The sequence below is a fragment of the Fortiea sp. LEGE XX443 genome (assembly GCF_015206815.1).
In the GTDB taxonomy this organism is placed as follows: Bacteria; Cyanobacteriota; Cyanobacteriia; order Cyanobacteriales; family Nostocaceae; genus Nostoc_B.
On the sequence record NZ_JADEXZ010000107.1, the window covers coordinates 1 to 14,608 of the forward strand.

12 protein-coding genes and 2 pseudogenes are annotated in these 14,608 nt (G+C 42.0%); 6 read left to right on the forward strand and 8 right to left on the reverse strand.

The genetic code is table 11. From position 1 onward, the window contains the following. A pseudogene (locus IQ259_RS25080) lies at positions 1 to 171 on the forward strand (IS630 family transposase); the annotation flags it as partial. Here the strand turns inward: IQ259_RS25080 and IQ259_RS25085 are convergent. From IQ259_RS25085 to IQ259_RS25100, 4 genes and pseudogenes are all read right to left on the reverse strand, one after another. Continuing rightward, positions 166 to 459 (reverse strand): annotated as a pseudogene (locus IQ259_RS25085) (DNA cytosine methyltransferase). The pseudogenes IQ259_RS25080 and IQ259_RS25085 overlap by 6 nt on opposite strands. Positions 460 to 739: 280 nt before the next feature. After that, a complete protein-coding gene (locus IQ259_RS25090) occupies positions 740 to 1,363 on the reverse strand; it encodes a Uma2 family endonuclease (protein WP_193888727.1) in 624 nt (207 codons plus the stop codon). 72 nt (positions 1,364 to 1,435) lie between these two features. Next, positions 1,436 to 2,194, reverse strand: a complete 759-nt coding sequence (locus tag IQ259_RS25095; RefSeq protein WP_193888728.1) for an HAD family phosphatase — start codon at positions 2,192 to 2,194, stop codon at positions 1,436 to 1,438. Next, the gene (locus IQ259_RS25100) at positions 2,191 to 3,108 is read right to left on the reverse strand and encodes a class I SAM-dependent methyltransferase (RefSeq protein ID WP_193888729.1); all 918 of its coding nucleotides are present in this window, start codon (positions 3,106 to 3,108) and stop codon (positions 2,191 to 2,193) included. The genes IQ259_RS25095 and IQ259_RS25100 overlap by 4 nt, the downstream gene beginning before the upstream one ends. Before the next feature lie 250 nt (positions 3,109 to 3,358). On the opposite strand from IQ259_RS25100, the gene IQ259_RS25105 reads away from it, so the two are divergent. Then, on the forward strand, positions 3,359 to 4,540 hold the full coding sequence (locus IQ259_RS25105; RefSeq protein WP_193888730.1) for an RtcB family protein: 1,182 nt from the start codon (positions 3,359 to 3,361) through the stop codon (positions 4,538 to 4,540). 120 nt (positions 4,541 to 4,660) lie between these two features. Here IQ259_RS25105 and IQ259_RS25110 read toward each other — a convergent pair whose 3' ends face one another. Continuing rightward, positions 4,661 to 4,906 carry a hypothetical protein gene (locus IQ259_RS25110; protein WP_193888738.1) on the reverse strand — a complete coding sequence of 82 codons (246 nt, stop codon included), beginning with the start codon at positions 4,904 to 4,906 and terminating at the stop codon, positions 4,661 to 4,663. Between the two features lie 76 nt (positions 4,907 to 4,982). Continuing rightward, the gene (gene miaB / locus IQ259_RS25115; RefSeq protein WP_193888731.1) at positions 4,983 to 6,347 is read right to left on the reverse strand and encodes a tRNA (N6-isopentenyl adenosine(37)-C2)-methylthiotransferase MiaB; all 1,365 of its coding nucleotides are present in this window, start codon (positions 6,345 to 6,347) and stop codon (positions 4,983 to 4,985) included. Positions 6,348 to 6,647: 300 nt separating this feature from the next. On the opposite strand from miaB, the gene bchI reads away from it, so the two are divergent. Beyond that, the gene (gene bchI / locus IQ259_RS25120; protein ID WP_193888732.1) at positions 6,648 to 7,772 is read left to right on the forward strand and encodes a magnesium chelatase ATPase subunit I; all 1,125 of its coding nucleotides are present in this window, start codon (positions 6,648 to 6,650) and stop codon (positions 7,770 to 7,772) included. Positions 7,773 to 7,844: 72 nt separating this feature from the next. Further along, entirely contained in the window at positions 7,845 to 8,132 is a 288-nt protein-coding gene (locus tag IQ259_RS25125; protein WP_193888733.1) for a hypothetical protein, read from the forward strand. A 24-nt stretch (positions 8,133 to 8,156) separates the two neighbouring features. On the opposite strand, the gene IQ259_RS25130 is transcribed toward IQ259_RS25125, so the two are convergent. Beyond that, positions 8,157 to 9,248: a DNA polymerase beta superfamily protein gene (locus IQ259_RS25130; RefSeq protein ID WP_193888734.1), complete on the reverse strand. Its 1,092-nt coding sequence runs from the start codon at positions 9,246 to 9,248 to the stop codon at positions 8,157 to 8,159. Between the two features lie 86 nt (positions 9,249 to 9,334). Further along, positions 9,335 to 12,127, reverse strand: coding sequence for a preprotein translocase subunit SecA (secA, locus tag IQ259_RS25135; protein ID WP_193888735.1), 2,793 nt, complete (start codon positions 12,125 to 12,127; stop codon positions 9,335 to 9,337). Between the two features lie 519 nt (positions 12,128 to 12,646). Between secA and IQ259_RS25140 the strand changes: the two genes are divergently transcribed. Together IQ259_RS25140 and IQ259_RS25145 are read left to right on the forward strand one after the other, a co-directional pair. Next, entirely contained in the window at positions 12,647 to 12,871 is a 225-nt protein-coding gene (locus tag IQ259_RS25140) for a hypothetical protein (RefSeq protein WP_193888736.1), read from the forward strand. A 464-nt stretch (positions 12,872 to 13,335) separates the two neighbouring features. Continuing rightward, on the forward strand, positions 13,336 to 14,608 hold a 1,273-nt coding region (locus IQ259_RS25145), incomplete at its 3' end, for a tetratricopeptide repeat protein (protein ID WP_193888737.1).

Sequence of the window (14,608 nt, forward strand, 5' to 3'; positions counted from 1 at the left end):
GCACCACAACAGAATCCTGTAGAAGATATTTGGCTGCAAGCAAAACGATTAATTAGAGAATTTTATTTTTTCTGTCATTCTTTTAACGTAGTCAAGGCGTTATTTGAGCTATCAATTCATTGTCAAATTTTTAACTTCCCTAAACTTCATGAGTATGGTGTTTTCTCATAAATCATTTAGGATTGCTATAGTGTCGTGAAAACCTTTTCTTCTTCCGCAGATACTAAAAGGTTGACAAGGAAAACCAGCTGTCAAAACATCGAAGTAAGGTAAATTGTGTATATCTATTTTGCTAATATCATATTCTGGTATATCTCCAAAATTATTAAAGTAAACTTGTCAGCAAGCCTCATTAATTTCACAGGAGAATACACACTCATATTCAGCTTTTTCAAACGCTAATCTAAAACCGCCAATTCCCGCAAACAAATCAGCAAATTTTAGTTTTGCTTCCTCCATAAAAATCACTAAAATACTCTTCTAAAGGTCTGAGTAAGACATTATAACATAAACTTTTTTAAAATTATTCGAGATTCGACTCAATACATGTAGCAATATCGACCACATACAAAGAAAGAGATGATATTAATTTAGTAATACCCTAAAATTATTTATATTTATTTCTATGTTTGTATTTGTAATTAAAAAAGTAAGTTATTAGTGGATTCTTATGGAGAAAAATCCACTAATAGTTGATAGAGCTTACTCAATGATTATTGATAAAATCCTTCGTGACTAATCAGCGACTCATAGCAAAAATTTGTTCAGCCGTTAGAGGAATGTTCGGAAACAATCTAGAATCAATTCGCTCTTGTCCTCGAAACACCTTTGCGGGTAAATACTCTCCATCTTCCAGTTGGTAGATTGTAATGGTAGGTTGCTTAGGGGAGCCAATAAAGCGAATGCCACCAAAAGCAGCATAGTCTATGATAATGTACTCGAAAACGCCTAAGTCTTCATATTCAGCAAGTTTTGTCAGATAGTCGTCCTTCCAGTTGTTGCTAACAACCTCAATGATTCCAGGTGGTGCAATATATGCAGCAGCAGAACTAGAGGTGGTTTTCATCCTCTGCCATTCTTCCCTAGCAAATATGACAATATCAGCTTTTCGGCTTTTTTCTTTCTCTCCTGGCGGTGTCTTGAGCCGAACCTGCTTGGACTGTCGAGACACGTAGAGCAGGTGATTTTCTTGACAGTGAGTTTCGAGGTAGGTAAACAGTCGCTCAATCAAATCTTCATGATTAGCATTTGGTTCTGATAATGGCACAGGAATCCCATCCAATAATTCAAACTCTCTACCTGAACCATCATCCCAAGCAAGAAACTCTTCAAAAGTCAGTGGTTGTATGACAGTTGCGTACATCGTCCTTGTTCCATTGCTGACGGATACTTCACCCAAAATAAACTGTGGAATTTTTTTGACTAATTACACCTATCAAACATGTATTTTGCCAGAAAAGACATCTTGCACTCGTTCTAATTCTAAATCGGTAAGGTAATCTACAGTCCAGTTACAGCAGCGCTGAAGCATGTGAAAGGGGTATGTGTTTGCTACACCCACAACCTGCATCTGTGCTTGTTTTGCTGCTTGGATACCTGCGGGGGTATCTTCAATTGCTAAACATTCTTGCGGTTGTAGATTTAATTCGGAATATTGTTGGTTTAGGCGTTCGACTGCTAGTAGATAACCTTCTGGTTGAGGTTTACTGGTGGTGATGTCGTCACCTGCGACGATAACTTTAAAGTATTCTGTGAGTTTAGTGCGATTGAGTACCAGTTCTATTTCTTTGCGTAGTGCGCCACTGACTAAACCTAGTTTGATATTTTGCGAATCTCCTGCAAAGACGCTGCGCGAATCTCTAAAAGAGACGCTGCGCGATCGCACTTGATATACTAAATCTTCTACACCTGGATATATCGGCAGGTTCTCTAATTTTTCCAGTTCCAGGACATAAGCTTCTGCTTTGCGGTTGAGTAGTTGAGTTAAATACTCTTCTGTAACTACTCTACCGCGATTTGCCAGCAGTTCTTGAAAGCACGCGCGATCGCTGCGTCCTAAAGAAATTTGACGCTCTTGAGGTTTTTGGGGTTGGAGATTTTCTTGAATGAGAATCTCATCTATTAGTTGCAGGTGAATTCGCTCATCGTTAATGATGACACCATTAAAATCAAACAGAACTGCCTTTAAACTCATGCTGTTATGCCAAAAACTGGAGATCCTAAACCCTCCAAATCATTATTATCTATTGTGCTGTCTGTTGATCCCCGTGTATACTGGCGGACTTTTGTTTGTACTGTTGCATCTGTGACAGGGATTGGTTTTACGCCACTAGTTATTTGATGTATCCACCACACATCTTCGGTGCGTACCGCCTCAAACCCTGCTGCACCCATAGACGCGTCTACACTGTCAGCAGCGTACTCACGCATATACGGCTCCTCAAAAATATCATTGAGCCAATCAATCTGACGTAGGGTTTTCTGATTCCCATCCAGAATTAAGATTTGTCCACTCGCTACCAGTAACCGGAAGCTTTCTTGCAAAATTGCTTGGGTAACTCCACTAGGGGTTTCGTGAAATAGTAGAGAAGCTGTGACTAAATCAAAGGACGCATCTGGAAAGCCAGTTTTCTCTGCATTTCCATGTCGCCAGCTGATATCTAACCCCGCAGTTCTAGCTTTATCTTCGGCTCTAACTAGCATATATGGTGATAAGTCTAAGCCGATGACATCTGCTTGCGGGAAAGCTTGCTTTAACATCAAAGTTGTAGAACCTGTACCGCAACCTAAATCTAGAATGCGGCGCGGTTGGACTTTTACCGCATTAATCAAAGCTTGGCGGACTACAGTTTCATTCGGTGGTAGAACGTATTCCGTAATTGGGTCATAGGTGACTGCGGCTCTATGATTGAGATATCCACCTTTAATCCCGTGAAAGTTTTGGCTGCTGTAGTATGCAGGAATTGTAACATCAGCCCGTTGAATGCGATCGCTCTCTGTTTCCCAATCAATACTTTCAGCGTATCGTTGTAACTTCTCCTCATCTATCAAAAAACGTACTACTGGAGATAAAAAACGTTCCCAGATGGTATCTTGACGCACTGCCATAAAATTAATTGTGACTTGATAAACTAGTCATTTTCTTGACAAATTTTAATATATTTTGCAAAAATCTGCTTTTCCCGACAGACGCAATATTTGACACTTCTTTAATTGCATACTACATTTGTAGTATAAGCAACCTGAGGAAAGAATTAATGTTGCAATTTCACCAAAATTTAGGAAATTGATTCAATTGTAATGCAGTTCAGATAACACAATTTATCTACAAAAACAACAATTAACAATAGATAAAATTATGCCCTACGAAAATTTAGAAATTAATACACCAGCACCCGTTTTATCTTGGGCAAATCATCCTTTGGGAAATGACGAAACCAAGATGGCTAAAAACGTGGCATCACTACCATTTGTGTTCAAACATGTAGCATTAATGCCGGATGTTCATTTAGGCAAAGGTGCTTTAGTAGGTTCAGTTATTGCTACCAAAGATGCAATTATCCCTGCGGCTGTAGGCGTTGATATTGGTTGCGGCATGAGTGCAATTAAAATGCCATTTAATGGCGAAAAATTAGAAGGCAAACTCAAGAAAATTCGACTGGATATTGAAGCAGCAATTCCTACAGGTTTCAACGAAAACAAAGATATTGAAAAATCAGTTACTAACTGGCAAAATTGGAATGATTTTCCAGACTTGCATCCAGGGGTACAAGACTTGCAAAATAAAGCCATGAAACAAATGGGTTCTCTTGGTGGTGGGAATCACTTTATAGAAGTGTGTCTCGACACAGAAAACCAAGTTTGGCTAATGTTACATTCTGGTTCACGTAACATCGGCAATAAATTAGCCCAATGTCATATTAATACGGCTAAAGAATTAGCGAAGATGGCAGGTACTAATTTACCCGATCCTGATTTGGCTTACTTTATCGCTAGTACTCCAGAATTTCAAGCGTACTGGAATGATTTGCAATGGGCGCAAAACTATGCAAGCTTCAACCGCGATGTGATGATGGCGCGTTTTAAGCACATCATTGAAAAACATCTGGCGGGTGGGAAGGTGACGAAACCTTTATTGCAAGTAAATTGCCATCATAATTATGCCGAAAAAGAATTACATTTTGGTGAGGATGTGTATGTAACTCGTAAAGGTGCAGTCCGCGCTAAGATTGAAGACTATGGTATTATTCCTGGTTCGATGGGAGCAAAATCTTTTATCGTTAAAGGTAAAGGTAATGCCCATAGTTTCTGTTCTTGCAGTCATGGCGCAGGCCGATTATTATCGAGAAATAAGGCAAAAAATGTTTACACTCTTGATGATTTAATTGATCAGACTCAGGGTGTAGAATGCCGGAAAGATAATGACGTTCTAGATGAAATTCCTGGAGCATACAAACCGATTGAGCAAGTGATGGCAAATCAATCAGATTTGGTTGAAGTTATCGCCACACTCAAGCAAGTTGTTTGTGTGAAGGGTTAAATCAACAATGGTGGGTATATATGCCCACTTTTTTTATTTTTAACCGCGGAGGAAGTTATGATATTTCTGGCTGAATCAACAGAACAAATACAGAAGTTACGCATTGTCAGAAAGTTGATATTATGCAGCCAAGCCCAACTTCTGTGATAGGTTTTCTAAAATAAAGTCACGAGCTACTTGAAGAGATAAATTTCTTTGGAGTTCATACCATTTGTTAATTCCTTGAAAAGCGAGGTTAATCTCATCTGAACTCACGAAAGTTACAATCACTTGCGTTCCTTCGCTTACATCTGTCGGTTGTTCGCCGAGTTCTACCCAACCGTTGCGATAAATACCTTCAACACTAGTCAGTATTTCATACCTCATTTTGTAATTTGTAATATTTTTTATGAGGATCATCAGGTTGTTAACCACAGCCTGATACCTCAAAATTTACAATTTTTTACACTGTCAAAGCTTGACGCACTTCTATAGGTTCACCAGTCAAGCTAAAAGCGCGAACTTCGGTGATTTTCACCTTCACCAATTGCCCTTTTAGTTCATTGATATCCCCTGTGAAAAAGGTGAGACGATTTCCCCGTGTGCGTCCCATGACTTGGGTTTTATCTTTAGAATTTTGGTCTTCTACTAATACTTCTTCGATGCGTCCCATGTAACGCTGCGATCGCTCGGCTGCTTTGATGTTCACTAAATGGTTTAATCTTTGTAGGCGATCGCTTTTTACTTCTTCGCTCAGTTGATTATCCCAAAATGCTGCTGGTGTCCCTGGACGAGGAGAATATGCGGCTGTGTTCAATAAATCAAAGCCAATATCTTCTACCAATTTCAAGGTATTTTCAAACTGTGCTTCTGTTTCACCAGGGAATCCCACGATCGCATCGCCACTAATTGACGCATCTGGCATATACTGACGAATTGTATCGATAATTCGGCGGTATTTTTCGTGAGTGTAACCCCGCGCCATTGCCTTTAATAGTTCGTTATCCCCAGATTGAAAGGGAATGTGGAAGTGTTCGCAAACTTTGGGTAACTCTGCACAAGCTTTAATTAATCTTTCCGTGAAATAACGAGGGTGACTAGTAGCAAATCTCAGGCGTTCCACTCCCGGCACATCATGGACGTAATACAGCAAGTCTGTGAAAGTGTGCAGATGTCGTCCTTCTGGTGTTGCACCGGGCAAATCTCTACCGTAAGCATCAATATTTTGACCGAGTAAGGTGATTTCTTTGTAACCTTGCTGTCCTAGTTCTAACATTTCCGCGCGGATGGCTTCTGGTGTACGAGATTGTTCCACACCACGCACGTTAGGAACCACACAGTAAGTACAGCGTTCATTACAGCCGTAAATCACATTCACCCAAGCAGTAACTTTGCTATCTCGTCGCGGCTGAGTGATATCTTCCATAATGTGGACAGCTTCAGTCGCCACAACTTGATTGCCTTCAAATACTGACTCTAGTAAATCTTTGAGACGATTGGCGTGTTGTGGCCCCATGACCAAATCTAATTCTGGCACGCGGCGCAATAGTGCTTCGCCTTCTTGTTGGGCGACACAACCAGCCACAACAAGAGTTAAATCTGGCTGTTCGTGTTTGCGCTTGGCTTGTCTACCAAGGTAAGAATATACTTTCTGCTCGGCATTATCTCGAATTGTGCAGGTATTGTAGAGAATTACATCTGCATTGTTGGGGTCTTCGGAAAACTCAAAGCCCATGTCTTCTAAAATGCCAGCCATGCGCTCTGAGTCGGCTTTATTCATTTGACAACCGAAAGTAGTAATGTGATAGCGGCGTTTAGAAGTGGTCATGAGCAGAGTTTTAAAAATATATACTTTATTTCTATTCTATTAGAGTATAGAAAAGGCAACCGCATAGAGGAGGCGATCGCTTTATATGGTTCCAGAAGCTTTATCATCAGATGACATCGCTTCCGCACCCGACATCAGCCATATCATTATTGAAATTGACCCCGACCAATTGCCTAATTAGTCGCAGAGGGGCGCAAAGGACAATGCAAAGGTTTGCAGAGGGTTGACTTTAGTGTATTCCTGCCCCCTAACTGTGGCACAATAAAGAACTGTAATAAAAGATATTGTTAAGGTAATTTAGTGACTCCAACTGCTCAATCCACGGCAAGTGCGCGTCGCGTGGTATTTCCATTTACGGCAATTGTAGGCCAGGAAGAAATGAAACTGGCGCTGCTATTGAATGTGATTGATCCCAAAATCGGTGGTGTAATGATTATGGGCGATCGCGGCACCGGCAAGACAACAACTATCCGGGCGTTAGCCGATTTGTTGCCAGAAATTCCTGTAGTTGCTAATGACCCCTTCAACAGTCACCCAAGCGACCCTGACTTGATGAGCGATGAAGTCCGCCAACAACTAGAACAAGGTGCGGATATTCCTGTAGACCATAGGAAAGTTCAAATGGTAGACCTACCATTGGGAGCTACAGAAGACCGGGTTTGCGGCACTATCGACATTGAGAAAGCTTTGTCTGAGGGTGTGAAAGCTTTTGAACCGGGACTGCTGGCTAAAGCCAACCGCGGTATCCTTTACGTGGATGAAGTTAACTTGCTAGATGACCACCTTGTAGACGTGTTACTTGACTCCGCTGCTAGTGGCTGGAACACCGTAGAACGGGAAGGGATTTCCATCCGTCACCCAGCACGGTTTGTGCTTGTGGGTTCTGGTAACCCGGAAGAAGGTGAACTGCGTCCTCAGTTACTTGACCGTTTTGGAATGCACGCCGAAATTCACACGGTGAAAGAACCAGCCTTGCGGGTGCAAATCGTTGAACAGCGCTCAGAATTTGACCAAAATCCACCAATATTTCTGGAACAGTGTAAACCTGAACAAGAAGCACTACAGCAAAAAGTTATTAATGCCCAAAATTTATTACCAGAAGTCAAAATTGACTATGACCTGCGGGTGAAAATTTCGGAAGTTTGTTCAGAATTAGATGTGGATGGTTTACGGGGTGATATTGTTACCAACCGTGCAGCCAAAGCATTAACAGCGTTTGAAGGACGTACTGAAGTCACCGTTGAAGATATCCGACGCGTGATTACTTTATGCTTGCGTCACAGGCTGCGGAAAGACCCTCTAGAGTCAATTGATTCTGGCTACAAGGTTGAAAAAGCTTTTGCCCGCGTTTTTGGTGTAGAGTTACCAGAAGAAGATTCTGCAAAGAAAAACGGCACAGGACAAATTAAAACTGGTGTGCGCTAATTTTCCATGAAAGTAAGAGGTAGGGATGCAAGATATTGCGTCCCTATAGTTCTTTTTTATGCAGCAGCAAATATGAGACTTTGGCATTTTTGGCTAAACAGCCTAATTTTTTCCAGCCAATATAACCCACCCAATTTTATCGAGTGGTTAATGCTAATTCTGGCAGTGCTGCTACTAGGAGTTTGGGGAATTACACAACAGTTACCTTATATTTTCTTATGCCTCAGCTATGCAATTGGGGCATCAATTTCTATCTTAGTCCGAGAAGCGATCGCACCATCACCCCAAACACGAGTTTCTCGCCTCACCGCATTATTATTACTCTTAGTTAGCCTCTACGGTTTCGCAGATTTTCTCTAAATCATTAGTCCATACTCATTTTAACTACCCCCATCCTTGCATTTCCACTAGTTCTATACACAACTCATTAATTTGCTCTAAGTCAGGTTTATGCGGTAAAGGTGATTCTTCATAAACAGCATCCATTTGAGCTACTAACTCTTCTGCCATTTTCATCACTTGCTCATAAGTGTACTCTCCCTTGAGAATGGCTTTTAAATCATCAACATCTCCAGCAATTCTTCTATCTACAATGACTTCTCCCTTTTGCAATATTTCTAACCCACTGCGGAGCAATCTAATGCAGTGCATTCCATGTTTGAGGTCAAACCCAGACTGTCTTTCCATTTCGGCTCTAACTGGATTTCTGTTTTCCTGCCAAGATAAATATGCTTTCCATTCTCTCAAAGCAATTTGATAGCTTTGACTTTTTTGCAGCAGGCGAATAAAGTCTTTGCGGCTATTAGTTAACTTTTCTGTATATTCTAAAGTTTTATTGGGTAAAGTATATTGTTTCAACACACCTTTAAAGTCAATATCTGCTGTTAGTAATTTATATAATTGCTCTGCTTTTTCTAAAAACTCAATTCGCCCTTTAATTAATATATAAAGATACTCCAGAAAAGCGTTTAGCTCATCTTTGCTTAGTAGTTCTTCGCTTTCTATACCGAAATCAGCAGGTAGTGGTTTCTTTTGCGGCGGATTTAACAACCACTTACGATGAGTTTCCATCTTTTTGATTTGAGCAAAAGCATAACCTGAGTAAGTGTGCTTAACTTTCTTAGTCAAAAATAAATTTCTGTGTTTAATTAAATGTTGTCCAACACCAGTTAAAACAGGATAGTTATGCAGCCACAGCAATTCCAAAACATTAGGATTTGCTCCTGCTAACAATTGGAGAATTTTTCTTAATTCGTAAATAACTGTATCCTGATTACCATCAATAAAAGGAAATATACCCGGTTCATCCCAACCAGCATCTTTTTGTTCTACATTGTCAAATCCCAAATAATATCTTTTGGGCGCGATAAATACACCCCGAAAATCTAAATCTGAATCAGGGCGATTTAATCCATAGCCGTGGCTACCAGCTAAACCAATCAAAATTGCTCTTTGTTCGACTTCTATTCTTTTCATTTCAAATGATTAAAATAAATAAAACGCAAAGGCACTCAAAAAACTCTGTGCCTCTGCGTCTTTGTATGAGATATTGGATTATCCTGCTACACCATCTCAGATGATGTTTGCACCATTGGCTGAGGCTGAGGCTGGAACATAAACAAGGAGTAAACTACATCTCGACGGATGTTAACCATCATATCGAGGAATAGCTCATAACCCTCGCTCTTGTATTCAATCAGCGGGTCTTTTTGTCCGTAACCACGCAAACCTACAGACTCACGTAAAGCATCCATTTGTTGTAGGTGTTCCCGCCACAGGGTGTCAATGCGTTGCAAAATAAAGAAACGTTCGGCTTGGCGCATCAGCCCTGGTTGAACTTGGTCAATTTGCGCTTCCTTCATGTCGTAGGCGATTCTGACCTGTTCGTGCAGGAATGCCTTAATCTCGGTGACAGACATATCTTCTAATTGATTTGCCTGCATATCTGATAGCAAGTAGACGAATTCTTTGACTTTATCAACCAGCTTTTCCAATTCCCATTCTTCTGAGGGTAAATCTGGGTTGATGTAGTAGTCAACGATGTCGTCCATCGTTTTTTCGGCATACTTGATGACTTGTTCTTTTAAGTCTTGACCTTCTAACACCCGACGGCGTTCGGCGTAGATGGCGCGACGCTGGTTGTTCATTACCTCATCGTACTCAAATACCTGCTTACGGATGTCGTAGTAGTAGGTTTCGACTTTTTTCTGTGCGCCTTCTAAGCTGCGGGTCAGCATCCCCGACTCAATGGGCATATCTTCTTCCACTTGGAAAGCATTCATTAAGCCAGCCACGCGATCGCCTCCAAAGATCCGCAATAAGTTATCCTCTAAACTGAGGAAGAATCTTGTGGAACCAGGGTCGCCTTGTCGTCCGGCGCGTCCCCGCAACTGGTTATCAATCCGCCGTGATTCGTGCCGTTCTGTACCAATTACGTGCAAACCACCGAGTTCTACAACGTTATTATGTTCGTTGCTGGTGAACTCTTCATACTCGTGCTTCACACGATTGTAAGCTTCCCGCAATCGCTGAATTACCGGGTCTGAAGTGGGTGCTTTTTCGGCAGCCACCGCGACCTTATCTTCTGCTTCTAATTCTGGTAAACTGCGATCGCCATATTCCCTCACTGCAACTTCCACTGCATCTTTGAGCATTTGTTCTGCTTCTTTGGAAAGTTGGGTGGGGAATATTTCTGGTGAGGCTTTCCAAGTTTTCACTTTTTTGCCAGGTACAAAGCCTTGACCACCGCCGTGTCCTGTGGGCATACCAGCCGCCCTCTGCACACCGAATACATCTTCATCATCTGGTCTGACGATGCGGGGCATAAAGTATTCCCGCAACTTGAGACGTGCCATGTATTCGGAGTTACCACCGAGGATAATGTCTGTACCTCTACCAGCCATGTTAGTGGCAATCGTTACAGCGCCTCTGCGCCCTGCTTGGGCGACAATTTCCGCTTCCCGTTCCACGTTTTCTGGTCTGGCGTTGAGCAATTCGTGGGGAATTTCTATTTGCTTGAGCAGCCGACTCAGCAGTTCTGATTTCTCGACACTAGTGGTTCCCACTAACACAGGTCTGCCGAGTTCGTGCATTTCAGCACATTCTCTAGCGATCGCTTGCCATTTACCCGCTTCCGTCTTGAAGACCATATCCGACAAATCTTGTCGTCTTCTGATTCTGTTGGTGGGAATTATTGCTACTTCTAGTTTGTAAATTTTTTCAAACTCTGCTTCTTCTGTCTTGGCTGTTCCCGTCATTCCGCCTAGTTTGGGATACAGCAAGAACAAGTTTTGATAAGTAATTGTTGCCAGGGTTTGGGTTTCCGGCTGAATTTCTACATGTTCTTTTGCTTCAATGGCTTGGTGTAAACCATCACTCCAGCGCCGTCCTGGTAACACCCGTCCGGTAAATTCGTCTACAATCACCACTTCGCTGTTACGGACGATATAGTTTGTGTCTTTCAGGAAGAGTTCTTTGGCTTTAAGTGCATTAAATACAAAATGCGCCCAAGGATCTTCTGGATCGAATAAATCGGTGACTCCTAAAAGTTCTTCTGCTTCGGCAAAACCTTCATCTGTCAGTAGCACATTTCGAGCTTTTTCATCTACCTCGTAATGCTCATCTTTTTTCAGAGTTACGGCAATTTCCGCAGCTTGGACATATTTTTCTGTCGGTCTTTCTACCTGCCCAGAAATAATCAGCGGTGTCCGCGCTTCATCAATTAAAATAGAGTCTACTTCGTCAATTACACAATAGTTAAACGGGCGTTGTACCACATCGGCCATTGATGTAGCCATGTTATCGCGCAGGTAGTCAAAGCCTACTTCACTATTGGTAACGTAGGTAATATCACATTCATAGTTTTTCTGGCGTTCACTAGGATTCATACTCGCCTGAATTAGTCCCACACTCAACCCTAGGAAGCGATGCACCTGTCCCATCCACTCCGCGTCCCGGCGAGCCAGGTAATCGTTGACTGTAACGACGTGTACACCTTTACCAGTGAGGGCATTTAAATAACTCGGTAAGGTTGCTACCAGGGTTTTACCCTCCCCGGTTTTCATTTCCGCGATTTGCCCAGAGTGCAGGATGATACCACCTAACATCTGGACATCAAAGTGCCGCAACCCTAAGACTCGCCTTCCTGCTTCTCTAACCACGGCAAAGGCTTCGGGCATGATATCATCAAGGGTTTCGCCTTTAGCGAGTCGCTGTCTGAACTCTCCTGTTTTGCCTTTTAAATCCTCATCAGAAAGAACTTTAATTTCTTCCTCTAAGAGATTAATTTCCGTGATGTAAGGTTGGTATTTTTTTAGCTTACGAGCGTTGGGATCGCCCAACAAGAGTTTTAACATGGCGGTTATGGAACTAAATCAAGGGGGATGGGAATTAAAGCTTTGGTATTGATTATAAGAATTTAACCTAACCCAGCCATTTTGGTTGCAGATGGGTAGGAAATGAGAATTCACTCGAAAAACGCAGATCAAATAAATCTATTCAAAGATTTAGTTTTATTTTACGTTTGATATGGAAACTCTATTAATAGTATCATTTTGCCCCCAAATGAAGCAGGGAACCCCGACCATGCTCAAGTAGCGATCGCACGACATCATATCGTTTTTTCAAAATTGAGACAAATAGGCAACATGGGGGCTTGAAGTGAAGTATTCGATGTAGGTTGGGTGCAGCAATGCGAAACCCAACACATATATGGATAACTACAATTTTTAGGGTGTAGGGGAGAAAGAATTGATTTTTGTTTCCAGTGAGAGCGTTCTTGTTTTGAGCTTGAAGTTTCGTGTTCGGAAGCGACAGCGAAACCCAACATGAATATTGAGGCGCTAAAATTTACAGCAGTTGATAGGGTTAGGTTGATGAGTCCATCACTGGAGAAAATTTTAAACGATATTGAGCAATTAACTCCAGAGGAGCAATTGACGGTGATGGGGCATTTGGTAGAACGGGTGAAGAAACATATTACCCAAGCGCAACTAAAACGCAAGTGGAGCGATTTGAAAGGTATGGCTCCCTATCCATTGTTGGGAGAGGATGCTCAGGAGTGGGTTTCGCGGACTCGACGGGAAGGGGATGAGCATTAATTAGTGAGGCGTTAGTTGTAGTTTCTCGCTTATTTCTCGATACAGCCTCATCTCGGCTTTTCAAGTTCTAAACGACAACATTCTTGTTTGAAGTGAAAACGTTCCTGTTTGAAGTGAGAACATTCTTGTTTGAAGTGAAAACGTTCCTGTTTTGAGCTTGAAGTTTCGTGTTCTGAAGTGGAACGATGGAGTTACGAGGCTGAAACTTCGAGTTCTGAAGCTGAAAGTTGAACCTTTTTACTCGAACGTTGAGGTTCAAAAGGTGAAAGGTGAGGCTTTGAGGTGGAAGTGTCAGGAAATTTTCTGCGTTGAGTGTTGTGGGATGTGGTTTTGTTGCACGCAAAGGCGCAAAGATGCGGAGAAGAATAAGAAAGTTTTTGACTTTTATCACAACTATTTTGCGAAAACTGCTTAGTCCGGCATGATTTACTTCATAGCCAAACCTACAAGCTTGTGAGTTGACTGTGAAAAAATTACTCAGTGCGATGAATGCTGCGGGTGTCTACCTAGCACCTTGGACAATTGCGGGTGCGATGACAACAGGGTTATTGTTAAGCGTGGCAGTCAAGGGAATAGCGCAACAGCAAACCCCCAAATATTCAGTAGAGCAACAAGCAGCCTTAAAGGAAGCTTTTGAACTGACTCAACAGGCATCTAAATTATATCAAGAAGGTAAATACAATACTGCCATCCCCTTAGCAGAACGCACATTAGCTATCTTAGAGAAGGTGCTGGGTAAGGAACATTCCTCTGTCGCTTTTAGCTTGAATAATCTAGCACAACTGTATCACGCACAGGGGAATTATCAACAGGCAGAACCATTGTATCTTCGTTCTCTGGCTATCCGAGAGAAGGTGCTGGGGAATGTTCATCCTGATGTCGCCACTAGCTTGAATAATTTGGCACAACTGTATGACACACAGGGAAATTATCAACAAGCAGAACCTTTGTATCTTCGTTCTCTGGCTATCTTAGAGAAAGTGTTGGGCAAGGAACATCCCAACGTTGCCAATAGCTTGAATAATTTGGCACAACTGTATCGCACACAGGGAAATTATCAACAAGCAGAACCTTTGTATCTTCGTTCTCTGGCTATCTTAGAGAAGGTGTTGGGCAAGGAACATCCCAACGTTGCCACTAGCTTGAATAATTTGGCTGGACTGTATGACACACAGGGAAATTATCAACAAGCAGAACCATTGTTTCTTCGTTCTCTGGCTATCCTAGAGAAGGTGTTGGGCAAGGAACATCCCAACCTTGCCACTAGCTTGAATAACTTGGCTGGACTGTATTATGCACAGGGAAATTATCAACAGGCAGAACCATTGTATCTCCGCTCCCTGGCTATTAGAGAGAAGGTGCTGGGGAATGTTCATCCTGATGTCGCCACTAGCTTGAATAATTTAGCACAACTGTATGACACACAGGGAAATTATCAACAAGCAGAACCTTTGTTTCTTCGTTCTCTGGCTATCCGAGAGAAGGTGCTGGGGAATGTTCATCCTGATGTCGCCACTAGCTTGAATAATTTGGCACAACTGTATGACACACAGGGAAATTATCAACAAGCAGAACCTTTGTATCTTCGTTCTCTGGCTATCTTAGAGAAAGTGTTGGGCAAGGAACATCCCAACGTTGCCAATAGCTTGAATAATTTGGCACAACTGTATCGCACACAGGGAAATTATCAACAAGCAGAACCTTTGTATCTTCGTTCTCTGGCTATCTTAGAGAAGG